Annotated in this window: 18 protein-coding genes; 8 read left to right on the forward strand and 10 right to left on the reverse strand. The window is 69.5% G+C overall.

Translation table 11 applies throughout. The features are described 5' to 3' along the window. Window positions 1-33 precede the first annotated feature (33 nt). On the reverse strand, window positions 34-1,647 hold the full coding sequence (locus HGG74_RS10145) for a cytochrome ubiquinol oxidase subunit I (RefSeq protein ID WP_168486239.1): 1,614 nt from the start codon (window positions 1,645-1,647) through the stop codon (window positions 34-36). A 199-nt stretch (window positions 1,648-1,846) separates the two neighbouring features. On the opposite strand from HGG74_RS10145, the gene HGG74_RS10150 reads away from it, so the two are divergent. Both HGG74_RS10150 and HGG74_RS10155 read left to right on the forward strand, forming a co-directional pair. Continuing rightward, window positions 1,847-2,233, forward strand: a complete 387-nt coding sequence (locus HGG74_RS10150; protein ID WP_168486240.1) for a BlaI/MecI/CopY family transcriptional regulator — start codon at window positions 1,847-1,849, stop codon at window positions 2,231-2,233. A 7-nt stretch (window positions 2,234-2,240) separates the two neighbouring features. Beyond that, the gene (locus HGG74_RS10155; protein WP_168486241.1) at window positions 2,241-3,221 is read left to right on the forward strand and encodes a M56 family metallopeptidase; all 981 of its coding nucleotides are present in this window, start codon (window positions 2,241-2,243) and stop codon (window positions 3,219-3,221) included. 101 nt (window positions 3,222-3,322) lie between these two features. Here the strand turns inward: HGG74_RS10155 and HGG74_RS10160 are convergent, their stop codons facing one another. From HGG74_RS10160 to HGG74_RS10180, 5 genes are all read right to left on the reverse strand, one after another. Next, window positions 3,323-4,846 (reverse strand): amino acid permease, encoded by a 1,524-nt coding sequence (locus HGG74_RS10160; protein WP_168486242.1) that lies wholly within the window; start codon window positions 4,844-4,846, stop codon window positions 3,323-3,325. Between the two features lie 45 nt (window positions 4,847-4,891). Continuing rightward, the gene (locus HGG74_RS10165) at window positions 4,892-6,295 is read right to left on the reverse strand and encodes an aspartate ammonia-lyase (RefSeq protein ID WP_168486243.1); all 1,404 of its coding nucleotides are present in this window, start codon (window positions 6,293-6,295) and stop codon (window positions 4,892-4,894) included. 59 nt (window positions 6,296-6,354) lie between these two features. Beyond that, the gene (locus HGG74_RS10170; protein WP_168486244.1) at window positions 6,355-7,347 is read right to left on the reverse strand and encodes an asparaginase; all 993 of its coding nucleotides are present in this window, start codon (window positions 7,345-7,347) and stop codon (window positions 6,355-6,357) included. A gap of 82 nt (window positions 7,348-7,429) precedes the next feature. Then, window positions 7,430-8,125 (reverse strand): FadR/GntR family transcriptional regulator, encoded by a 696-nt coding sequence (locus tag HGG74_RS10175; RefSeq protein WP_168486245.1) that lies wholly within the window; start codon window positions 8,123-8,125, stop codon window positions 7,430-7,432. Between the two features lie 85 nt (window positions 8,126-8,210). Beyond that, window positions 8,211-10,322, reverse strand: coding sequence for a DNA gyrase/topoisomerase IV subunit B (locus tag HGG74_RS10180; RefSeq protein ID WP_168486246.1), 2,112 nt, complete (start codon window positions 10,320-10,322; stop codon window positions 8,211-8,213). Between the two features lie 250 nt (window positions 10,323-10,572). Here HGG74_RS10180 and HGG74_RS10185 point away from each other — a divergent pair, with 250 nt between their 5' ends. After that, window positions 10,573-10,794, forward strand: a complete 222-nt coding sequence (locus HGG74_RS10185; protein WP_168486247.1) for a DUF7455 domain-containing protein — start codon at window positions 10,573-10,575, stop codon at window positions 10,792-10,794. A gap of 223 nt (window positions 10,795-11,017) precedes the next feature. On the opposite strand, the gene HGG74_RS10190 is transcribed toward HGG74_RS10185, so the two are convergent. The 4 genes from HGG74_RS10190 to HGG74_RS10205 form a co-directional block, all read right to left on the reverse strand. Next, window positions 11,018-12,352, reverse strand: coding sequence for an RNA polymerase sigma factor (locus HGG74_RS10190; RefSeq protein WP_168486248.1), 1,335 nt, complete (start codon window positions 12,350-12,352; stop codon window positions 11,018-11,020). Between the two features lie 288 nt (window positions 12,353-12,640). Beyond that, the gene (locus HGG74_RS10195; protein WP_168486249.1) at window positions 12,641-13,864 is read right to left on the reverse strand and encodes a DUF4192 domain-containing protein; all 1,224 of its coding nucleotides are present in this window, start codon (window positions 13,862-13,864) and stop codon (window positions 12,641-12,643) included. A gap of 93 nt (window positions 13,865-13,957) precedes the next feature. Continuing rightward, window positions 13,958-15,340, reverse strand: coding sequence for an MFS transporter (locus tag HGG74_RS10200; protein WP_168486250.1), 1,383 nt, complete (start codon window positions 15,338-15,340; stop codon window positions 13,958-13,960). Between the two features lie 56 nt (window positions 15,341-15,396). Then, a complete protein-coding gene (locus HGG74_RS10205) occupies window positions 15,397-16,335 on the reverse strand; it encodes a proteasome assembly chaperone family protein (protein ID WP_168486251.1) in 939 nt (312 codons plus the stop codon). 263 nt (window positions 16,336-16,598) lie between these two features. Between HGG74_RS10205 and HGG74_RS10210 the strand changes: the two genes are divergently transcribed. From HGG74_RS10210 to HGG74_RS10230, 5 genes are all read left to right on the forward strand, one after another. After that, complete coding sequence (locus HGG74_RS10210) at window positions 16,599-18,122, forward strand: leucyl aminopeptidase (protein ID WP_168486252.1); 1,524 nt, start codon at window positions 16,599-16,601, stop codon at window positions 18,120-18,122. A 215-nt stretch (window positions 18,123-18,337) separates the two neighbouring features. Continuing rightward, a complete protein-coding gene (gene lpdA / locus HGG74_RS10215) occupies window positions 18,338-19,720 on the forward strand; it encodes a dihydrolipoyl dehydrogenase (protein ID WP_168486253.1) in 1,383 nt (460 codons plus the stop codon). A gap of 117 nt (window positions 19,721-19,837) precedes the next feature. Continuing rightward, entirely contained in the window at window positions 19,838-21,577 is a 1,740-nt protein-coding gene (gene sucB / locus HGG74_RS10220; RefSeq protein ID WP_168486254.1) for a 2-oxoglutarate dehydrogenase, E2 component, dihydrolipoamide succinyltransferase, read from the forward strand. Between the two features lie 170 nt (window positions 21,578-21,747). Beyond that, a complete protein-coding gene (locus tag HGG74_RS10225; protein WP_168486255.1) occupies window positions 21,748-22,098 on the forward strand; it encodes a hypothetical protein in 351 nt (116 codons plus the stop codon). 161 nt (window positions 22,099-22,259) lie between these two features. Then, complete coding sequence (locus tag HGG74_RS10230; protein ID WP_168486256.1) at window positions 22,260-22,691, forward strand: OsmC family protein; 432 nt, start codon at window positions 22,260-22,262, stop codon at window positions 22,689-22,691. The last annotated feature ends 25 nt before the right edge of the window (window positions 22,692-22,716 follow it).

The raw sequence follows: 22,716 nt of genomic DNA on the forward strand, positions 1-22,716 counted from the left end.
TTCACGGGTGCGGTCAGCCGGGCCGGGCCGGGTTCAGTAGGCGAAGGCGAGCACATCGCCGCCGTCCTTGCCGCCGGTGCCGGGGCCGCTGCCGCCGTCGCCGTCATCGTGGCGGTCCTGGCTGCTGCCGCCGTGCCCGGGCAGCAGCTCCGGCATGGCCGCCGGCACCCCGCCCCGGCAGTAGGCGGCCAGCAGCTTCACCTCCACCACCAGCAGTGCCAGGTAGACCAGGGTGAAGGCACTGAGCGAGAAGACCAGCTCGGGCAGTGAAACCCCCGGCGAGACCGCCGCGGCGGTGAACATGAACACGTCGTCGATGCCGTTCGGATCAGGATTCGGCGCCACCACGAACGGCTGGCGGCCCATCTCGGTGAAGATCCAGCCGGCGGAATTCGCACCGAAGGGAGCCAGGATGCCCAGCACCGCCAGGCGCATCAGCCACCGGGACGCCGGCACCGTGCCCTTGCGGACCAGCCAGAGCGCCACCAGCGCGGCCGCGGCAGCAAGCATGCCGAAGGTGATCATGATCCGGAAGCCCCAGTACGTCACCTCCATGACCGGCACGTAATCGACCGGCTGCCCGGCGCGCTCGCCGTAGGCCGGGTTCTCCGGCACGGTGGTCCCGTACCGCTCCTGATATTCGGGGATCAGCGTATTGACCCCCTTGACCTCGGTGGTGAAGTCGCCGTTGGCTAGGAAGGAGAGCAGGCCGGGCACCTCGATCACCGCCACGATTTCGTCACAGTCCTGCGAGCCCAGGTCACCGACGGAGAGCACGGAGAACCCGGTGCCGTCGTGGCAGGCAGCCTCGGCGGCGGCCATCTTCATCGGCTGCTGCTGGAACATCAGCTTCGCCTGCACGTCTCCGGTCAGCGACACCCCGGCGAAGGAGACCAGGGCGACGACGGCGCCAATCCGCAGCGACTGCAGCCAGACTTTGTGGTCGGCGGCGTCCCGGCCGGTGGCCGGCTGCGAGCCCACCACCACCCGGCCGCCGGCGTCCACCGTGTCGATGCCGTCCCGGCGGCGCTTCCACAGGTGGTACCAGGCGATGCCGAGCAGGAAGCCGCCGGCGACGGAGAAGGCACCGAGGACGGTGTGCGGGAAGGCCACCAGCAGCGTGTTGTTGGTCAGCACGGCCCAGATGTCCACCAGCACCGGCCGGCCGTCGACCATTTCCACCCCCACGGGGTGCTGCATCCAGGAGTTGGCCGCCAGGATGAAGTAGGCCGAGCCGATCGAGGCCAGGGTCGCGGCCCAGATGCTCAACAGGTGCACGGCCCGGGGCAGGCGCTGCCATCCGAAGATCCACAGGCCCAGGAAGATGGACTCGGTGAAGAAGGCCAGCAGGGATTCCATCGCCAGCGGGGCACCGAACACGTCCCCGACGAAGCGGCTGTACTCGCTCCAGGCCAGGCCGAACTGGAATTCCTGGACCAGGCCGGTGGCCACGCCCATGATGAAGTTGATCAGGAACAGCTTGCCCCAGAACTTGGTCATCCGCAGGTACTGTTCCCCGCCGGTCACGAACCAGGCAGTCTGCAGCGACGCCACCACCAGTCCCAGGCCGATGGTCAGCGGGACCATCAGGAAGTGGTAGACGGTGGTGATGCCGAACTGCCAGCGGGCAATCTCGAGAGCTTCCATGGAACTGTCCTCCAGACGGGCCATCCGGGCGGGGTGGCGCCAACTTCTACACTCGGTAGAAATGTCTCTTTCTACGTACTGTAGAACAATTTTCCGGAAGGCCGTAAATTGGATAGTGAGCGCACAAACCGGGCCGGCCCGGACTGTGCGGTCGGACAGAGCCACGCAGTACAGCACCTGGGGTAAACGGAGGAAACACATGGCCACTCTCGGCGAACTGGAGCGCGCAGTCATGGACCTGCTGTGGAACCAGATTGACTCCGCCGGCGCGGAGGATGCCGCCCTGACGGCGAACACGCTGCGCGACCGGCTGGCCCGCAGCAGCTCCGCCGACGGCAAGGAACTGGCCGTCACCACCGTGCTCACCGTGCTCTCCCGCCTGGAGAAGAAGGGGCTGGTCCAGCGCGAGCGGGACATCCGCCCGCACCGTTACCGGGCCGTGACCAGCCGCGAGGAGCACACCGTCGAACTGATGCACGAGGTCCTGGGGTCCGCGCCCGACCGCGAGGCCGTGCTGGCCCGCTTCATCGGCACGGTGAGCGAGCAGGAAGCCGAAACGCTGCGCAAGATCCTCGCCGCCGGCTAGCCTGAGGATGTTCTGGGCCTCCTACCTGCTGGCCGCCCTGGCGGTCCTCCTGGCCTGGCCGGTCCCGGTCCTGCTCTCGAAGGCCCGCTGGACCGCCCGCGCCCCGATGGCCGCGCTCATCCTCTGGCAGGCGATCGCGCTTGCCGGCGGCCTGTCGATGATCGGGGCCATGCTGACCTGGGGGCTGGAGCCGCTGGGCGAGAACCTGCTGGCGGGCCTGCGGGGCCTGGCCGGCCTGCTGGTCGGCCGCCCGGCCGGCCCGGCCACCGACCATGGTCTGGACCCGGTCCATGTCTTCGCCCTCAGCGCGGCGCTGCTGCTGACCGTCCATCTGGTGTTCACCCTGCTGCTGACCTACCTGCGCATCCGCCGGCAGCGCAACCGCCACCGCGACCTGCTGAACCTGCTCAGCTCCCCCTCGGCCCATTCGCCCGCCACGCTGGTCATCAGCCACCCGGCCCCGGTGGCCTACTGCCTGCCCGGCGGCGAAGGGCCGGTGACCGTGCTCTCCGAAGGACTGCTCGAGCTGCTCTCCCCCGAGGAACTTGACGCGGTGCTCACGCATGAGCGGGCGCACCTGGCCCAGCGCCATGACCTGCTGCTGCTGGCTTTCGCCGCCTGGCGCACCGCGCTGCCCTGGCTGCCGACCTCGCAGCTGGCCCAGCGGGCAGTGAGCGAACTGACCGAGATGCTGGCCGACGACGCCGCCCTGGGCAGCGCACGGCGCGAAACCCTGATCCGGGCCATCGCCGTCGTTGCCTCCGGCGGGCGGGATGCCGGTGCGGCAGCCCTGCCGCCGGCCGGCCCTGCGGCAGGGCTGCCCGGCGCGGCCGAAGCGGAAGCAGCCAGCACCGCCCACCGACTGCGCCGCCTGCTCACTCCGCAGCCGGCGCTGGCCGCCGGCGGGCAGTCCCTGGTCGTGCTCGGCGCGGCACTGCTGCTGTCGGTACCCACCGTCCTGCTCATCGCCCCCGGCCTCGCCGGCTAGACGTACTGAGCACGGACGTCCCGCCCCCAGCGCGCGAAAAGCCCGGCGGCGGCACCCCGGAAGGGTCCCGCCGCCGGGCTTCACCGGCCGGAGGTCAGCTGTCAGCGGCTGTGCGGTGCGCCCTGCGCAGCCACCGGCCGGCGGGCCTCCTCTTCTTCCTCCCGGGCGGCGGCGATGGCCCGGATCCGGTCGCGGCAGCGGTACCAGCTGAGGATGAGCAGCGGGACGATAATGGCCAGCGAGGCCACGGTCCACGTGCCCACCGGGGAATCGAACGCCATCAGGACCAGCACCGCCAGCAGGAAGGCCAGGGTGACGTAGCCGGTGACGGGGGCACCGGGCATCCGGAAGGACGGGCGGGCGGCCAGGCCCTGCTTGGCCCAGTGCGCCAGCTTCAGCTGGCACAGGATGATCATGCCCCACGCACTGATGATGCCGATGGCGGCGGCGTTGAGCACGATCTCGAAGGCCTGGGCGGGCACCACGGCGTTGAGCACGACACCGAACAGGGCGATCACCGAGGTCAGCGCGATGCCGCCGTAGGGGACGCCGGACTTGTTCATCCGCAGCGCAAAACGCGGGGCGGAACCGGCAACCGCCATCGAGCGCAGGATCCGCCCGGTCGAGTAGAGGCCGGCGTTCAGGGAGGACATGGCCGCGGTCAGGACCACCAGGTTCATGATGGCATCAACGCCGGCCACCCCGATGGTGCCGAAGAAGGTCACGAACGGGCTTTCCCCGGCCTTGTAGGCGGTGTAGGGCAGCAGCAGCGAGAGCAGGATCAGCGAACCGACGTAGAACACTGCGATGCGCAGCACCACGGTGTTGATGGCGCGCGGGATGACCTTCTCCGGGTTCCGGGTCTCGCCGGCGGCGGTACCGATCAGCTCGATCGAGGCGTAGGCGAAGACCACGCCCTGGATGACGACGATGGCGGGCATCAGGCCGTTGGGGAAGATCCCGCCGTTGCCGGAGATCAGGCTGAAGCCGACCTCCTGGCCGTCAACCGGCGTGCCGAAGATGACGAAGTAGACGCCCACGAGCAGGAAGGCCACCAACGCAACGACCTTGATCAGCGCGAACCAGAATTCAAGTTCGCCGAAGACCTTCACCGAGACCAGGTTCAGGCCGAGGACCAGCAGCAGCGCGGCCAGGGCGAAGACCCACTGCGGGACGTCGCCGATGGGTTCCCAGTATTTGGCGAAGAAGTTCATGTACAGGGCCACTGCCGTGACGTCGACGATGGCGGTCATCACCCAGTTCAGCCAGTACAGCCAGCCCGTGGCGAAGGCTGCCTTCTCGCCGAAAAACTCCCGGGCGTAGGACACAAAGGAGCCGGAGGAGGGCCGGTGCATGATCAGTTCGCCCAGGGCCCGCAGGATCAAAAAGGCGAACAGGCCGCAGACCGCGTAGGTGAGCACCAGGGCCGGGCCGGCGTTGGCCAGCCGGCCGCCGGCTCCCATGAACAGGCCGGTGCCGATCGCACCGCCGATGGCGATCATCTGGATCTGCCGGGGTTTGAGGCCTTTGTGGTAGCCCTGGTCCTCGGCGTGCAGGGCGGCTTCGGAGATGTGGCCGTCGTCGGAGGGCGCAGCGCGGCGCACTCCCTGGGGGGAGGAAGTCATGACAATCCTTGCGGGGTGGAGGGGAAGATGCTGTGAACGGGGGTCTTAGTTGCTGAGGTTGGCCAGGCGCTGGGGCTGGAGCAGTTCTTCGAGCCGGTCGGCGGAGAGCAGCCGGTGTTCGAGGACCAGGTCGGCCACGCCGCGGCCGGTGGCCAGGGCTTCCTGGGCGATGGCGGTGGCGGCGGCGTAGCCCAGGTGCGGGTTCAGGGCGGTGACCAGGCCGATGGACTGCTCGACCGAGAGCCGCAGCCGCTCGGTGTTGGCGGTGATGCCGCGCACGCACCGTTCGGTCAGGGTGCGGCAGGCGTTCTCCAGGTGCGAGATGCTCTTGTCCAGGCTGTGGACGATGATCGGTTCGAAGGCGTTCAGCTGCAGCTGCCCGGATTCGGCGGCCATGCTGATGGTGACGTCGTTGCCGACGACTTCGTAGGCGACCTGGCTGACGACTTCGGGGATGACCGGGTTGATCTTGCCCGGCATGATCGAGGAACCGGACTGCACTGCCGGCAGGTTGATCTCGCCCAGCCCGGCGCGCGGGCCGGAGGAGAGCAGGCGCAGGTCGTTGCAGATCTTGGACAGTTTCAGTGCCACCCGCTTGAGCACCCCCGACAGGTGCACGAACGCGCCGACGTCCTGGGTGGCCTCGATCAAATCGGGCGAGGTCACCAGCGGCAGGCCGGTGATCGCCGCCAGGTGCCGGCAGGCCGCGGCGCTGTAGCCGGCCGGGGCGTTCAGGCCCGTGCCGATGGCGGTGGCGCCCAGGTTGATCTCATGGATCAGCAGCCCGGCCTCGGCGAGGCGCTGCCGGTCCTCGCCGATGGTGACCGCGTACGTGCCGAATTCCTGTCCCAGGGTCATCGGCACCGCGTCCTGGAGCTGGGTCCGGCCCATCTTGACCACGGTGCGGAACTCGGCCGCCTTGGCGGCGAAGGCCGCCTCCAGGGTTTCGAGCGCGTCGAGCAGCCCGCGCACGCCCAGGATCGTGGCCACGCGCACGGCCGTCGGGTAGACGTCGTTGGTGGACTGGCTCAGATTGACATGGTCGTTGGGGTGCAGCCGGGAGTAGTCGCCCTTGCCGTAGCCCAGGATCTCCAGCGCCCGGTTGGCGATGACCTCGTTCGCGTTCATGTTCGACGAGGTGCCGGCACCGCCCTGGATGACGTCGACGATGAACTGCCCGTGCAGCTTGCCGTCGAGGATCTCCCGGCATGCTTGGGCAATGGCGTCCGCCCGGACCGCATCCAGCAGTCCGAGTTCCTGGTTCGCGCGGGCCGCGGCCAGCTTGACCGCGGCCAGGCCGCGGACCAGCTGCGCGTTGGTGGACAGGGGCTGGCCGGTGATCGGGAAATTCTCCACCGCCCGCAGGGTGTGCACGCCCCAGTAGGCGTCGGCAGGGATGTCGCGCTCCCCCAGCAGGTCGTGGTCGGAGCGGAAAGAGGCAGCAGTCATGATGTCCTTTACTTCGGTGGGTGACGTCGTTGTCGCAGGAAGGGGTCGCAGGGAAGTGGTCAGCGGGTAAAGTCCACGGCGCGCAGGCGGCCGACCGGCCGGCCGCCGCCGAGGACCGGCTCCGGTCCCAGCACGCCGAGCGCGCCGTCGTCCAGCCCCATGGCCTGCAGGGCATGGAGGGTAACCGGCAGCCGGGCACGGTCGGACCCGTCGGCGATCTTGATGGCCAGGGCGCGCCCGTCCGGCAGCCCGGCCAGCTGGAGGCCCTCGAAGCCGTCCTTGGCGAGCAGGCCCGGCAGCCGGCGCATGAGCTCGGTGACGTCCCGGCCATCGCCGGCCACCTGCTCCGGATGCGCCCGCATCGCCGCCGCCACCGTTGCCTCGGCAGTTCCCGGGGCGGCGGAAGCGATCAGCCCGAAGGCCCGGGCCATGCCGCGCAGCGTCAGCGCGAACAAGGGGGTTCCGCACCCGTCGGTGCTGACCAGGGCGGGCTCCTCGCCGGTGAGCTCGCTGACGACGCCGGCAATCGCCTGCTGCAGTGGGTGCTGCGGCTCCAGGTAGCCGCGCACGGGCCAGCCGTTGAGCACGCAGGTCGCGGCCATGGCCGCGTGCTTGCCCGAGCAGTTCTGCGCGAGCCGGCTGGCCGCTCCGCCGCCGCGCAGCCACTCGCTGCTCTCGGCGCGGCCGTAGGGCAGGTCCGGTGCGTTTTCCAGGGCCTGCTCGTCCAGTCCGTGCAGGTCCAGGATCCGCCGGGCCCCGTCCTGGTGCATGCCGGCACCGGAGTGGCTCGCAGCGGACAGCGCCAGCAGCGGCGCCGGCAGCCGGAGCCCCGCGCGCACCATGGCGACGGCCTGCAGCGGCTTGAGCGAGGACCGCGGATAGAACAGCGCCAGCGGATCTCCGGCGGAGAAGATCGTGCCGCCGTCGGCCGCCAGGGCGATTACCGAGCCGTAGTGGACGCTCTCCACCAGTCCGTCGCGGATCTGTTCCGCCACCGGAACGTGGGCAGGCCGCACGATGGCAGGATCGGTCGCAAGGGGCTGGGGCAGCATAGAGATAATGTCCTTTGGTTCGTGTTGGGTACCCGGTGCCCGGCTTCGGCCGGCCCGGGAAGGCTTGCGGGGAAGGGGCCGGTCAGCTGCCCAGGATCAGGCCAAGGGCGGCGTCCACCGCTTCAAGATGCCGGCGCATGGCTTCGGAGGCCTGGGCCGCAGATCCCGTCTCGATGGCGGCGAGGATTTCCCGGTGCTCGGCATCCGAATCCTGCTGCCGTCCGGCCACCATGTTCAGGGTCTCCGACTGGTTCGCCATCGCGTCGCGGATATCCGCCACGACCTTCTCGAAGACCCGGTTGCCGCTGAACCGGGCAATTGCCGCGTGGAAGGCGGCGTCCAGGGCCACCCAGGCCTCCGGGTCGTCCTCGCGGCTCATCGAGTCCACGATGTCGCGCAGGTGCTGCAGGTCGTCCTCGCTGCGGCGCCGGGCCGCCAGGCCCGCGGCAGGTACCTCGATGTGCGGCCGGGCCTCGGTCAGCTCCCGCGCCGAATACTGGCCCAGCGTCAGGTCGCCGCCCACCCGGTCGGCAATCACGAAAGTGCCCTTGCCCGTCCGGGTTTCGGTCAGGCCCAGCGACGCGCAGGAGCGCAGCGCCTCGCGGACCACCGACCTGCTGACTCCGAACTGCTGGGCCAGGGCCGCCTCCGAACTCAGCCGCGTCCCCACGGCGAGCCGGCCATCCTCGATGGCCTGGCGCAGGGAACTGAATACGGCCTCGGCGGCACTCACTCGTGCAATCGGCTGTCCTGCTGTCCAGCTGTCTGACAGGTTCACGTGCAAAAAGATGTCACGGATCACACTCCCGTGTCAACTCCTGCCCGCCGCCGCGGGCGCCCCACGTCCCGGCCGGACCGCGATCCTAGGCGTCGATCCGCTCGCGGTCCAGCATGGTAGCCCCGGCGATGATGAACTCCTTGCGCGGGGCCACATCCGAGCCCATCAGCAGGTCGAAGGCACGCTCGGCGGCCTCCGCGTCCTCGATCCGGACCCGGCGCAGCGTGCGGTGGCGGGGATCCATGGTGGTCTCGGCCAGCTGGTCCGCATCCATTTCGCCCAGGCCCTTGTAGCGCTGGATCGGCTCCTTGTACTTGCGCCCGTCCTTCTCCAGCGTGGCCAGCAGCTGTACCAGTTGGCCCTCCGAGTAGGTGTACACCATCTCGTTGGGCTTGGATCCGGCGTTGACCACTTCCACGCGGTGCAGCGGCGGCACGGCCGCGTATACCCGGCCGGCCTCGACCAGCGGCCGCATGTAGCGGAAGAACAGGGTCAGCAGCAGCGTGCGGATGTGCGCCCCGTCCACGTCCGCATCCGTCATCAGGATCACCTTGCCGTAGCGGGCCGCCTCCAGCTGGAAGCTGCGCCCGGAGCCGGCGCCGACCACCTGGATCAGCGCCGCGCATTCGGCATTCGAGAGCATGTCCCCGACCGAGGCCTTCTGGACATTGAGGATCTTGCCCCGGATCGGCAGCAGGGCCTGCTGCTCGGAGGACCGGGCCAGCCGGGCCGTGCCCAGCGCGCTGTCGCCCTCGACGATGAACAGCTCGGAACGCTCCACGTCGTCGGTGCGGCAGTCCAGCAGCTTGGCCGGCATGGTCGAAGTCTCCAGCGCGTTCTTGCGCCGCTGCGTCTCCTTGTGCACGCGCGCGGAGATGCGCGACTTCATCTCGTTGACGACCTTCTCCAGCAGCAGCGCCGACTGCGCCTTGTCCGCGCGCGCGGTCGAGTTCAGCTTCGCGGTGATCTCCTTCTCCACCACGCGCGAGACAATCGCGCGCACGGCGGACGTGCCGAGGATCTCCTTGGTCTGGCCCTCGAACTGCGGCTCGGCCAGCCGGACCGTGAGCACCGCGGTCAGTCCCGCGAACACGTCGTCCTTCTCGATCTTGTCGTTGCCGGCCTTCAGCTTGCGCGCGTTGGCCTCGATGACCTTGCGGAAGGTCTTCAGCAGGGCCTGCTCGAAGCCGCTCTGGTGCGTGCCGCCCTTGGGTGTGGCGATGATATTGACGAAACTGCGCACCGTCGTGTCGTAGCCGATGCCCCAGCGCAGGGCCACGTCCACCTCGCAGTCGCGCTCCACCTCGGCAATCCGGCTGTGCCCCTTCTCGTCCAGCACGGGCACGGTTTCCTTGAACTTGCCGGCCCCGTGGATCCGCCAGACATCGGTGACGGCACTGTCCGCGGCCAGGAAGTCGACGAACTCGGAAATGCCGCCGTCATGGTGGAACACCTCCTCCACCGGCCCGTCCTCCCCCGGGGTGCCGGGCAGCCGGCGCTCGTCCCGCAGCGTCAGGCGCAGCCCCGGCACCAGGAAGGACGTCTGCCGGGCCCGCGCCTGCAGCTCCTCGTAGGAGAACCTGGCGTCGGGGGTGAAGATCTGCCGGTCCGCCCAGTAGCGGATCCGGGTGCCGGTCACCCCGCGCTTGGTGCTGCCGACGACGGCGAGCCGGGAACTGTCGACGAACGGCTCGAACTTGGCCGCGGGGTCCGGAGTCCTGCCGGTGTCCGCGAAGCTGCCGGGCTCGCCGCGGCGGAAGGACATCTGGTAGGTCTTCCCGCCCCGGTCCACCTGCACGTCGAGCCGGGCCGACAGCGCGTTGACGACGCTGGCGCCCACCCCGTGCAGGCCGCCCGAGGCGGTGTAGGACCCGCCGCCGAACTTGCCGCCGGCATGCAGCTTGGTGAAGACGACCTCGACGCCGCTCAGGCCGGTCTTCGGTTCGACGTCGACGGGGATGCCGCGGCCGTCGTCGTGGACCTCCACCGAGCCGTCCGGATGCAGGATGACCTTGATGTTCTGCCCAAACCCGGCCAGGGCCTCGTCCACCGAATTGTCGATGATCTCCCACAGACAGTGCATCAGGCCGCGCGAGTCGGTGGACCCGATGTACATGCCGGGCCGCTTGCGCACGGCCTCGAGGCCTTCCAGGACGGACAGATGCCGGGCGGTGTAGTCGGAACTCGGGGGCGTCACAGGTAAAGCTACTCCTTGTACGGGGTGTGGGGACCGCACTGGCAAGTCCCTGACGGCCGTATGCTTCGGAAAACAGGCCATTACTAGGCTAGTCCCCCTTGGGCCGCCCTGCTGCACACCCCGTCCCGCGCGTCGGCTGCGGCCGCCCCGGAGGGCAAGCTCTACGCGCTGAGCGAAAGTGGGCCAGGAACATGAAGGAATCCGGCGGCCGGGTGGTTATATAGGCATAACGCTTATGAAGGAGGCCGTCATGACAACAGCAGTAGCCACCCGCGAACTGACCGCAATGGATCGTTGCGACCGGTGCGGAGCCCAGGCCTACGTCCGCGTCGTGCTGGGTTCCTCCGGCGGTGAGCTGCTGTTCTGCGGCCACCACGCCCGCCAGCACGAGCCGCAGCTGCGCCCGATTGCCGCCGAATGGCAGGACGAGACCGGCCGGCTGCAGGAGAAGTCGGCGGCAGCGGCCGACTGACGGCGCTGCGCGGCAGCACCACACGCCTGTGGAAGGAGGGGACCTGGCCGGTCCCCTCCTTCCGTGCTTAACGGGTTTAGCGGCTTGTTGGCGGCCTGCCCCCAGTCCGGCCCTGCCGGCCCGCCCGGGCGGCAATGCGAAAGGGCGGTGCCCCTCCCTCAGCGGGAGGGGCACCGCCCCTGCGGCGGCATCCCGGGGCTGCCCCGGGATGCCTTGCCGGCTTCTAGTCCAGGTAGTCGCGCAACACCTGCGACCGCGAGGGGTGGCGCAGCTTGGACATGGTCTTGGATTCGATCTGGCGGATGCGTTCGCGGGTCACGCCGTAGACCTTGCCAATTTCGTCTAAAGTCTTCGGCTGGCCGTCGGTGAGCCCGAAGCGCATGGCGACCACGCCGGCTTCGCGTTCGGAGAGGGTGTCCAGCACGGAGTGCAGCTGCTCCTGCAGCAGCGTGAAGCTGACCGCGTCGGCAGGCACGACGGCCTCGGAATCTTCGATCAGGTCGCCGAACTCGGAGTCGCCGTCCTCGCCCAGCGGGGTGTGCAGCGAGATGGGCTCGCGGCCGTACTTCTGGACCTCGACCACCTTTTCCGGGGTCATGTCCAGTTCAAGGGCCAGCTCTTCCGGAGTGGGCTCCCGGCCCAGGTCCTGGAGCATCTGGCGCTGGACGCGGGCGAGCTTGTTGATGACCTCGACCATGTGCACCGGGATGCGGATGGTGCGGGCCTGGTCCGCCATGGCACGGGTAATGGCCTGGCGGATCCACCAGGTGGCGTAGGTGGAGAACTTGAAGCCCTTGGTGTAGTCGAACTTCTCGACCGCGCGGATCAGGCCCAGGTTGCCCTCCTGGATCAGGTCCAGGAAGAGCATGCCGCGGCCGGTGTAGCGCTTGGCCAGGGAGACGACCAGGCGCAGGTTGGCCTCGAGCAGGTGGTTCTTGGCGCGCTTGCCCTCGTGGACGATCTGCTCCAGGTCCCGGCGCAGGCGGATGTCCATGCTGCCGTCGTCCTTGGCCAGCTTCTCCTCGGCGAACAGGCCCGCCTCGATCTTCAGGGCCAGGTCCACCTCCTGCTCCGCATTGAGCAGCGCGACCTTGCCAATCTGCTTCAGGTAGTCCTTGACCGGGTCGGCAGTGGCGCCGGCGGAGACGACCTGCTGGGCCGGGGCGTCGTCGTCGTCGGCATCCGAGTACACGAAGCCGGTGCCGGTTTCGGAGGCCTTCTTCTCCGGAACTTCCTCGGCGTCCTCGGCCACATCGACTTCCTCGACGTCGCTCAGGTCCGGCTCGATGTCCAGGTTTTCGTCGTCGAGCTCCCCAACCTCCTCTTCCGCTTCGGCGGGGGCGGCAGCCGTGTCCTGGCCCTTCTTGGCAGCTGCGGCGCCGGGCTTGCGGCCGCGGCGCTTGGGGGCATCGTCCGGGCCTGCAGCCTGCCGGGTCCGGGCCTTGGTTCCTGAACGGGCGGCGGCCGGCTTTGCGCCCGCGGTCTTGGTCGACGACGTAGTCGCAGAGGTCGCAGTCTCCTCGGCAGGAGCTGCTGCAGTCTTCTTGTCGGGTGACACAGAGAACCTTTCATACGGCGTTCTGCGGAGCTACCTGCGGGTAACACCACTATGACCCTGTCAAGTCCGTGTTTTGATTCAAGATCGATCCGCGGACGCAGGGTCTGCACAACAGAACCTGTCCCGCGGTACAGGTATTCCCGTCTCCGTGAAGAATCTTGGGAATACCGCCTGAAACACGAACCCGACCGGGTCTCGGTTCCCATTGTCTCATGATTTCCCATCCCGCGTGAATGGAACCGTTGCGCCCCGGTAGCACCCCGTTCCCGGTCGGCCCGTGCGCAGGACTCAGGCCACCCGCGGTGCCGCCCCCGGCCAGGCAGTGTCCGGATCGAAGGACCACTCGGGCAGCATTCCGGTGGCCAGCAATCCGTCCACCAAAACCGCCAGCCGGTAATCCGGACATTCGGCCAGGACCGCGTCGACCATCGACTGCGCCCGAGAACCGCGGGCACGGGCCCATTCCAGCCAGGTCAGGATGGTTCCGCAGGCGGCCCTGGATACCGTCCCGGCGGCGGCATAGAGGCAGCCGAGCAGCTGGGCGGCCGCCTCCACCCGGCCCCAGTCCGGCGGTGCGGCGGTGCTTCCGGTCAGGATCCGGGCAAAGTCGCTGCCGTACTCCTGCGGGGACCGGCCCGGCGACCATTCCGGCAGCGCTGTCCGGGCGCCGGCCGGGAAGTCAGTGCCGGGCGTAGTCCCGGTGAGCAGGCCGCAGCTGTGCGCGCCTCCGCAGGCAGCATCAAGGCCCAGGCAGATCTGGACCACCAGCGCATCGCGCACCGCGGTGCATTCCAGGCTGGCCAGCAGGAACGCCGCCATGTCCTGGTCCGGCAGGCCGGCGCCGGTGGCGGCCCGCTCCCAGCAGTCCAGGGTCCGCCGGAAGGTGCCGGCCTCGGTCCACCGGCCCGCGAAGCTGCCGGCATATCCGCGTGCTGCCGCCCGCAGCCGCTCCGGGGTCCAGCCTGGCACGGCCTCCGGCAGGCAGAGGGCAGCTTCCGGGCTCGCGGCCACCCGGCTCCCCCGGTAGATCATCTCGGCATTCAAGGCGCTGTCGGCGATGCTGTCGATGCTGTGCCCCGGGAAAGGACAGCAGTCCCGATCGGCGCAGTACAGCCCGCGCCAGTAGTGCGGGCCGACAACCCAGCCGTCCCTCGCCGGCAGCCCCGCACGGGCCAGCGCCGCACACAGCGGGGTGGCCAGGTCCCCGGCCACCGGCCCGGCACCCTCCCAGCCCGCTCCCGTATAGATGACCAGCAGCGAGCCGTCGGCCGCCCGGTGCCGGCGCAGGTAGCCGGCAGCAAGAGCGACAAAGCGGTTGAGGGTCTCCGGGTCGCGGCGCTGCGGCAGGTCCAGCCGCAGGGTCGCCCCCAGGCGGCGGCCGGCCAGGGACAGCAGCACGGCACTTTCGGCCGGGACAAAGCCCAGGGCATGGGGCACGTAGCCGAGGATGTCCCGGGCCTGCTGTGCCTTGAAGGGGTCCGGCAGCGGCGCCGGGGCGGGTGTGGTATCCATGCCCCGAGTCTGGCCGCCGGACCGGGACTGGATAAGGACCGAAGGCCCGGGTGTGGGCAGCCGGGCCTTCGGCGGCTGCCTGTGGAGGACCGGTCAGCCGCGGGCGCCGGGCTCCCCTGCATCCTGGGGTGCGCCAGGGCGGCTGTTGCGTCCGGTCCGCGCGTCCGGGCGCACGGTGCGGGTCCGGCTCACCAGGACCTTCCACAGCGGCTGGATGATCACGCCCTGCTCGGCCAACTGGGCGCGGACCCGCCGCCTCGTGGCCAGCAGCGCCACCGCGCCGCCGGCCAGGAACACGAACTGCAGGCTCAGGGCCAGCTTGAACGATTCAAGCGCGTACAGCTGGCCGCCGGAGAACCCTCCGGCCAGGAGCGCGTCCAGGATGAGGCCGATGCCGAACATCACCAGCAGCGCCGCGACGAATCCGCCCACATTCACGATCCCGGTCGCCGTACCCACCCGGCTGACCGGGTTGAAGGTCCTGGCGAAATCGAAGGCGATCATCGACCCCGGTCCGCCCCCCGCGAGCACCACCACCAGCAGCACCAGCAGCCACAGCGGCGCCCGTCCCGGGTACAGGATGACGGCCAGCCACACCGCCGCTGTGGCGGCGGTGATCAGCAGCACCAGGCTGGAGCGGCGCATCGGATGGCGGGAGACGAACGTGCCCACGAACGGCCCGCAGACCAGCGCCACCAGGACAAAGAGCGTCATCAGCACCGACGCCGTGCCCGGCCCCAGGCCCTGCGCCGAAGCCAGGAAGGGGTAGCCCCAGGCCAGCACGAACACGTTGCCCGCGAACTGCACGGTAAAGTGCGACCAGAGCCCCAGCCGCGTGCCCGCCTGCTTCCACGCCCCGGACAGGGACAGGCCGGTCTGCCGCAGTGTCTGGGGTACGGGCCGCACTGCGCCGGCGGGAACATCGCGGATAAGCGCGGCGGCCAGCACCGCGGCCAGCACGGACAGCGCCCCGGCGGCGAGGAACGCACCCGTCCAGCCGCGCAGGTGCAGCAGGGCCGCGAACGGCACGGCGCTGATGATCTGCCCCAGCATCCCCAGCATGCCGGTCAGCTGTGTCAGCACCGGAATACGCTTCGGGCCGAACCAGACCGGCAGCAGGCGCATCACCGAGACAAAGGTCATGGCGTCGCCGGCACCCACGAGCAGGCGTCCGGCCAGCCCCCCGGGCACCGTGGCGGCAAAAGCCAGCTGCAGCTGGCCCAGGCACATCAGTACCGCCCCGCCGGCGATCATCACGCGGGAACCGAACCTGTCCACGAGCAGGCCGACGGGGACCTGGAGCCCGGCATAGACGATCAGCTGGATCACGGTGAAGGCGGACAGGGCGGCCGCGGAGGCATCGAACCGCTCGGTGGCGGCCAGCCCCGCGACCCCGAAGGACGTCCGCTGCGTGATGGCCACCAGATAGGCGAAGACTCCGGTTCCCCATACCCACCATGCACGCCGCGTATCCACCCCGCCATTATCGACGCGCCCGGACGCGGACACGAAACGGACGGGACAGCGCCGCACTAGTCCGCCGCCCCGGGCTGCCCTTCCGCCTCCTGGGGGCGGGCCGCCAGGAAAGCTTCCACCGCCGCACCGATTTCGTCGGCGTCCGGCAGCTCGTCGTTCTCCTTGGTCAGCAGGGAGCGGCGGGAGGTGGTGTGCGCGTGTTCGTCGTAGCGCTGTTCCAGCCTGTCCACGATCCGGGCCACTTCGGCCGAGTCCCTGACCTGCTCGGCGATCTGGACCCCCACGTCCCGGCCGGCCTCACGCAGCTTGTCCGTGGGCAGCACCAGGGACGTTGCCGCCCCGAGATACTCCAGGGCCGCCACGGCCGCCTGCGGGTACACCGAGTCCGCCAGGTAGTGCGGCACGTGCACCGAATAGCCAACGACGTCGCGGCCGGCCTCGGCCAGCCGCACCTCCAGCAGCGGCGCGACGCCGGCCTGAAGGTCAGCGGTCGGCTTCCAGGACGTGATCCCCTCGATCAGCTCCGGCCGGTTGCCGTGCGCGGTCACCCCGATCGGGCGGGTATGCGGGACCGGCAGCGGCAGCGACTGGACCCACGCCACCAGGCGCACATCCAGGCGCTCCACCAGGCGCAGCACCGCGCGGCAGAAGCGCTCCCACTGGTAGTCGGGCTCGACGCCGGTCAACAGCAGGAAGGGCCTGCCCAGGCCGTCGCGGACCCGGTACAGCTCGATCGCCGGTGCCTGGTAGTCCCCGAAGTGGTCCCCGACAAAGGAAATCCGCGGCCGGTTGCCGCGGTAGTCCACCAGCTGGTCGGTGTCGAACCGTGCCACCCGGACGTGGTCGAGCTGCCCCAGCAGCTCGCTGCCGATCTGGGAGACCACGTGGCCGGCCTCGGCAACGCCGGTGAACCCCACGATCAGGTTCAGTCCGCGCAGTGCATCGGCATCAATCAACTGCGGGTTCGTACTGACCAGGGCTTGGGGATCCAGCATCACTTTCTCCATTCCGGCAGCCGCGCCGGCCGGACACCATGGCCCGGACGGCGTCCGGCTGCGAGACGACATCGCCTCCGCATAGCGCGCACGGGGGCGAAATAATTCCGAAGCATCTTCGGCGGCACTACTGTAGACACAACGTTAGGGGACGGCGCCGCGCCCGTCCGGCGCAGGCCCTGCTGCCGGGCGGCACCGCGCCAGACCCCGGGACAGAACGCATTGTGACGTACATCGACGACGCGAAGTGAGGACGGATCTGCGTGGCCACAACCCCCGAGCTCAAAATCAGTGCCGCTGCCAAGGACAGGAAGGTCCGCGCCGATGCGCTGGTGGTGGGCGTGGCCGAAGGACCCGGCGGTCCGGTCCTGCTCGAGAACCCGCTGCCGTCGGCGTCCTCCAAGGCCCTGAATGACTCGCTCGGGGCGCTGGGCATCACCGGCGCCCGCGACGAAGTGCGCCGCCTGCCGGGCCTGCCCGAGCTGCATGCGGACGTCCTGGTCCTGGCCGGGCTGGGCAAGGCAGCTGCCGACGGATCAGCTCCCGGCGAGGACCTGCGCCGCGCCGCCGGTTCGGCCGTGCGGCAGCTGGCCGGCCTGTCCACGGTGGCCCTGGCTTTGCCGGCGGCGACCGTCGAGGCGGCCGCCGCCGTCGCCGAGGGGGCGGCCCTGGGCGCCTACGCCTTTACCGAACACCGCAGCCGCACCGCCGCCAAGGCCCCTGCGGCGGTGCGGGAAGTCACCATCCTGACGCCGGCGGCGGGCGAGAAAGCCCTGCCGGCCGCCCTGGACCGCGCACGGCTGATCGGCCGCGCCGTCAACGCCACGCGCACCCTGGTGAACCAGCCGCCGAGCCACCTGTACCCGGAGACCTTCGCCGCGGCGGCCAAGGAACTGGCCGGGAACCTGCCGGTGAAGGTCACCGTGTTGGACGAAAAGCGGCTGGAAAAGGACGGCTACGGCGGCCTGACCGGCGTCGGCAAGGGATCCACCCGGCCGCCGCGCCTGGTCAAGCTCGAATACTCCCCCGCCCGGGCCAAGGCCCGGCTCGCGTTCGTGGGCAAGGGCATCACCTTCGACTCCGGCGGCCTGTCGCTGAAGCCGGCTACCGGCATGGTGACCATGAAGTGCGATATGGCAGGTGCCGCCGTCGTGCTCAACACCGTCCTGGCGATCGCCGAACTGGGCCTGCCGCTCAAAGCCACCGGCTGGCTGTGCCTGGCCGAGAACATGCCCTCGGGCACGGCCCAGCGGCCCTCGGACGTGCTCACCGTCTACGGCGGCAAGACCGTGGAAGTGCTCAATACCGACGCCGAGGGCCGGCTGGTCATGGCCGACGGCCTGGCTGCGGCCAGCGAAGAGACCCCGGATGTGCTTATCGACGTCGCCACCCTGACCGGCGCGCAGATGGTGGCCTTGGGCAGCCGCGTGGGCGCGGTAATGGGCGACGACGGCGTCCGGGACGCGGTCAAGGCCGCGGCCGATCGTGCCGGCGAGCTGTTCTGGCCGATGCCGCTGCCCGAGGAACTGCGCCCCAGCCTGGACTCCCAGGTCGCGGACCTGGCCAACATGGGCGAGAAGTTCGGCGGCATGATGACTGCCGCAGTCTTCCTGCGCGAGTTCGTGGGCGAAGTCCGCGGCGAGCGCATCCCCTGGGCCCACCTGGATATTGCCGGGCCTGCCTTCAACGAGGGTGCCGCCTACGGCTACACCCCCAAGGAAGGCACCGGCATGGCCGTGCGGACCCTGCTGGCCTATGCGGAAGACGTGGCGGCCCGGGCCCGCTGACCGGCTGCCCTGGAGGGTGCTCCGGGGCCTCGTTTTCCACGCTGCGGAAGCCGGACGGGCGCCGCAGCGTGAGCCCGCGCACATTCCGGCCCCCAGCGGCCTTAACCAAGTAGATGATGGTAGAACGTAGGTCTAAGGTGGTCAGTTAGCATCACTACAGCCCATCACCAGTCGATGTGCACCAGCACGTCCTGATCACACGAGGGAGCGTTCAAGTGGCCGATTCGGCAACTGCGCAAGAATTCGACATCCTGGTACTCGGTGGCGGCAGCGGCGGTTACGCAGCTGCCCTGCGTGCCGTGCAGCTGGGCTTCACCGTAGGTCTGGTCGAGAAGGGCAAGCTGGGCGGCACCTGCCTGCACAACGGCTGCATCCCCACCAAGGCGCTGCTCCACTCGGCTGAGCTGGCCGACCACGCACGGGAATCGGCGAAGTACGGCATCAACGTCACGCTTGACTCCATCGACCTGAACGCTGTGAAGGCCTACAAGGACGGCATCGTCGCCGGCAAGTTCAAGGGCCTGTCCGGGCTGATCAAGGCCAAGGGCATCACCGTCATCGAAGGCGAAGGCAAGCTCACCGGCCAGGACACCATCGAGGTCAACGGCACCGCCTACAAGGGCAAGCACATCATCCTGGCCACGGGCTCCTACTCCCGCACCCTGCCCGGCCTCGAAATCGGCGGCCGCGTCATCACCTCCGACCAGGCCTTGGAAATGACCGAACTGCCGCAGAGCGTCGTGATCCTCGGCGGCGGCGTCATCGGCGTCGAATTCGCCTCGGTCTGGAAGTCCTTCGGCGTGGACGTGACCATCGTCGAGGGCCTGCCCTCCCTGGTCCCGAACGAAGACCCGGCGATCATCAAGAACCTCGAGCGGGCCTTCAAGAAGCGCGGCATCAAGTTCAACACGGGCGTCTTCTTCGAGAAGGTCGAGCAGACGGCCAATGGCGTCACCGTCACCCTGGCCGACGGCAAGACGTTCGAAGCCGACCTGCTGCTGGTGGCCGTTGGCCGCGGCCCGAGCACCGCCGGGCTGGGCTTCGAGGACGCCGGCATTACCGTGGACCGCGGTTTCGTGATCACCAACGAGCGCTGCCACACCGGTGTGGGCAACATCTACGCCGTCGGCGACATCGTCCCGGGCGTGCAGCTGGCCCACCGCGGCTTCCAGCAGGGCATCTTCGTGGCCGAGGAAATCGCCGGCCGCAACCCGGCGGTGGTCGAGGACATCAACATCCCGAAGGTGACCTTCTGCGAGCCGGAGATCGCCTCCGTCGGCCTGAACCAGCCCCAGGCCGAGGAGAAGTTCGGCAAGGAGAACGTCGAGACCGCCGAGTACAACCTGGCCGGCAACGGCAAGAGCTCCATCCTGGGCACCAGCGGCATTATCAAGATGGTCCGCCAGAAGGACGGCCCCATCGTCGGCATGCACATGATCGGCGGACGTATCGGCGAGCAGATCGGCGAGGCCCAGCTGATCGTCAGCTGGGAAGCCTACCCGGAGGATGTCGCCGCCCTGATCCACGCCCACCCGACGCAGAACGAATCCCTGGGCGAGGCCGCCATGGCCCTGGCCGGCCGCCCGCTGCACGGCTAGCACCGGTCCCCCGCCCACGCCCCCGGACCATTGGTGTCCGGGGGTCTGCCGGGCCCGCATCATTCCTCAGCCGCGCGCTGACTTGGAGAAACACTAATAAGGAGAAACGGGGACGAAATGTCTGAAACCGTGAACTTGCCCGCCCTCGGTGAAAGTGTCACCGAAGGTACCGTGACCCGCTGGCTGAAGCAGGTCGGTGACCGGGTCGCAGTAGACGAGCCCCTGCTGGAGGTTTCGACCGACAAGGTCGACACGGAAATCCCGTCCCCGGTCGCCGGCGTGATCGAGGAAATCCTGGTGGCTGAGGATGAGACCGCCGACGTCGGCGCCCCGCTGGTCCGGATCGGCACCGGCGAGGGAACTGCTGCTGCCGCCGCACCGGCCGCTCCCGCTGCCGAAGCGGCCCCTGCCGAAGCCGCCCCGGCCCCCGCCGCCGAAGCCGCCCCGGCCCCCGCCGCGGAGGCTGCCCCGCAGGCGGGCGCCGCCGAGGGCACCGACGTGACACTGCCGGCCCTGGGTGAAAGCGTCACCGAAGGTACCGTGACCCGCTGGCTGAAGCAGGTCGGCGACACCGTGGCAGTGGACGAGGCGCTGCTGGAGGTTTCCACGGACAAGGTCGACACCGAGATCCCCTCCCCCGTTGCCGGTACCGTGCTGGAGATCCGGGTCCAGGAAGACGAGACCGCCGAGGTCGGCTCCGTCCTGGCCGTGATCGGCTCCGGCGCCGCGCCCGCTGCCGCTGCCCCGGCTGCTGCCGCGCCGGCTGCCGCCGAGCCGGTCGCCGCTGCCCCCGCCGAAGAACGCGAAGCCCCGGTGGCACAGCCGGCCGCCGCAGCCGCTCCTGCCCCGGCCCAGCCCGCGGCTCCGGCCCGGCCTGCCGCTCCGGCCGAGGCCGCCCCGGCTGCTGCTGCCGAATCCGGCGACGCCGGCTATGTCACCCCGCTGGTGCGCAAGCTGGCCAACCAGCACGGCGTGGACCTGGCTGCCGTCTCCGGCACCGGCGTCGGCGGGCGCATCCGCAAGCAGGACGTACTCGACGCCGTGGCCAAGGCCCCGGCAGCCGCCCCGGCGGAAGCCCCTGCGGCCGCTGCGGCCGCTGCGGCGCCGTCGGCAGCGGCTCCGGCCCCCGACGCCCGGCGCGGCACTGTCGAGAAGGCCTCGCGCATCCGCCAGGTCATCGCCCGCCGCATGCGCGAGTCCCTGGACATCTCCACCCAGCTGACCCAGGTCATCGAGGTGGACGTGACCCGGATCGCCAAGCTCCGCGCGGCTGCCAAGGACAAGTTCCTGGCTCAGAACGGCGTGAAGCTGACCTTCCTGCCCTTCTTCGCCAAGGCCGTGGCCGAGGCCCTGAAGCAGCACCCGAAGCTGAACGCTTCCTACGACGAGGCCACGCAGGAAATCACCTACCACAACGCCGAGCACCTGGCGATTGCTGTGGACACCGACAAGGGCCTGCTGGTTCCGGTGATCAACGACGCCGGCAGCCTGAACCTGGCCGGCCTGGCCGGGCGGATCGCCGACGTTGCCGCGCGCACCCGCAGCAACAAGATCGCCCCGGACGAGCTTTCGGGCGGTACGTTCAGCATCACCAACATCGGCAGCGTGGGCGCGCTGTTCGACACCCCGATCATCAACCAGCCGCAGGTGGGCATCCTGGGCACCGGCGCGATCGTGAAGCGGCCCGTGGTGATCACCAACGCGGACGGCGACGACACGATTGCCATCCGTTCGATGGTCTACCTGTCGCTGACCTACGACCACCGCCTGGTCGACGGCGCCGATGCCGGACGCTTCCTGCAGACGCTGAAGGCCCGGCTGGAAGAGGGTGCCTTCGAGTCCGACCTCGGCCTCTAGGGAGCAGGGCCCGCTCCATTCCAAGACGACGGCGGGTGCCGCTTCCGTACGGGAGGCGGCACCCGCCGTCGCCGCACCCGCAGCTTTCCTACTACAGAGGGTAGAAAAGTTGCCGCGACATGGGCAAAGATCCGCCCGGATGGCAGTGCGGGGTCGGTAGGATCGACTCTATGCAGATCCTCTACAACATTCTCGTTTTCCTGCACATCGTCGGTGCGGCCATGATCGTGGGCATCTGGATCGGCAATATGAAGAAGCCCACCGTGCACCCGCGGCAGTTCGACGGCGCAGCCCTCCAGGTGCTCACCGGCGTTGCCATGATGGGCCTCATTCCCGCCCTGGACATCGATGCGAACTACGTCAAGCTCGGCATCAAGCTCGCCATCGGGCTCGTGGTAGCCGTCCTGGCCTTCCTCGGTGCGCGCAAGTACAAGCGGAACCAGCCCGTGGCAGCCGGCATGGCGCACGCCGTCGGCGGCCTCGCGCTGCTGAACATCGCGCTGGCAACGCTCTGGAACTAGCACCGGGCGCGGCGGCCGGCTCCCCTCGGGGAGCCGGCCGCCGCGCGTCCGGTAGCCAGCAGGCCTGCTCCCCCATAGGATGAAGCAGAGGCCCCGGCACCGCCGGGCACCGGTGGCTACGCATGCCACGGCACCCATTCCCTGTACGAGGAGGAACACACATGGCTGCAACCCGTTCTGCCCACACCATCTGGAAGGGCGACCTGTTCACTGGCTCCGGCCAGACCACCCTGGACAGCTCCGGTCTCGGCACCTACGACGTGACCTGGAAGGCGCGTGCCGAGCAGTCCGAGGGCAAGACCAGCCCCGAGGAGCTGATCGCCGCTGCCCACGCCTCCTGCTTCTCGATGGCCTTCAGCAACATGCTCAAGGAAGCCGGCCACGTGGCCGACAGCATCGAGACCCGTGCCGACGTGGACTTCGTGCCCGGCCAGGGCATCACTGAGATCCGCCTGGCTGTCAGCGCCAGCATCCCGGGCATCAGCGAGGAGGACTTCCAGCGCATCGCCGGCGAGGCCAAGACCGGCTGCCCGGTCTCCCAGGCTCTCGCCTCGGTACCGAGCATCACCCTGCAGGCCGCGCTCAACAGCTAACGGCCGGGCGCCCGCCCCGGCGGCG

This window comes from Arthrobacter mobilis (assembly GCF_012395835.1).
GTDB classification, from domain to species: Bacteria; Actinomycetota; Actinomycetes; order Actinomycetales; family Micrococcaceae; genus Crystallibacter; species Crystallibacter mobilis.

Excerpts from the sequence above, each read along its gene's own strand:
- HGG74_RS10145 (WP_168486239.1), bottom strand. The coding sequence starts at position 1,647 with ATGGAAGCTCTCGAGATTGCCCGCTGGCAGTTCGGCATCACCACCGTC.
- HGG74_RS10150 (WP_168486240.1), top strand. The coding sequence starts at position 1,847 with ATGGCCACTCTCGGCGAACTGGAGCGCGCAGTCATGGACCTGCTGTGG.
- HGG74_RS10155 (WP_168486241.1), top strand. The coding sequence starts at position 2,241 with ATGTTCTGGGCCTCCTACCTGCTGGCCGCCCTGGCGGTCCTCCTGGCC.
- HGG74_RS10160 (WP_168486242.1), bottom strand. The coding sequence starts at position 4,846 with ATGACTTCCTCCCCCCAGGGAGTGCGCCGCGCTGCGCCCTCCGACGAC.
- HGG74_RS10165 (WP_168486243.1), bottom strand. The coding sequence starts at position 6,295 with ATGACTGCTGCCTCTTTCCGCTCCGACCACGACCTGCTGGGGGAGCGC.
- HGG74_RS10170 (WP_168486244.1), bottom strand. The coding sequence starts at position 7,347 with ATGCTGCCCCAGCCCCTTGCGACCGATCCTGCCATCGTGCGGCCTGCC.
- HGG74_RS10185 (WP_168486247.1), top strand. The coding sequence starts at position 10,573 with ATGACAACAGCAGTAGCCACCCGCGAACTGACCGCAATGGATCGTTGC.
- HGG74_RS10195 (WP_168486249.1), bottom strand. The coding sequence starts at position 13,864 with ATGGATACCACACCCGCCCCGGCGCCGCTGCCGGACCCCTTCAAGGCA.
- HGG74_RS10205 (WP_168486251.1), bottom strand. The coding sequence starts at position 16,335 with ATGCTGGATCCCCAAGCCCTGGTCAGTACGAACCCGCAGTTGATTGAT.
- sucB (WP_168486254.1), top strand. The coding sequence starts at position 19,838 with ATGTCTGAAACCGTGAACTTGCCCGCCCTCGGTGAAAGTGTCACCGAA.
- HGG74_RS10225 (WP_168486255.1), top strand. The coding sequence starts at position 21,748 with ATGCAGATCCTCTACAACATTCTCGTTTTCCTGCACATCGTCGGTGCG.
- HGG74_RS10230 (WP_168486256.1), top strand. The coding sequence starts at position 22,260 with ATGGCTGCAACCCGTTCTGCCCACACCATCTGGAAGGGCGACCTGTTC.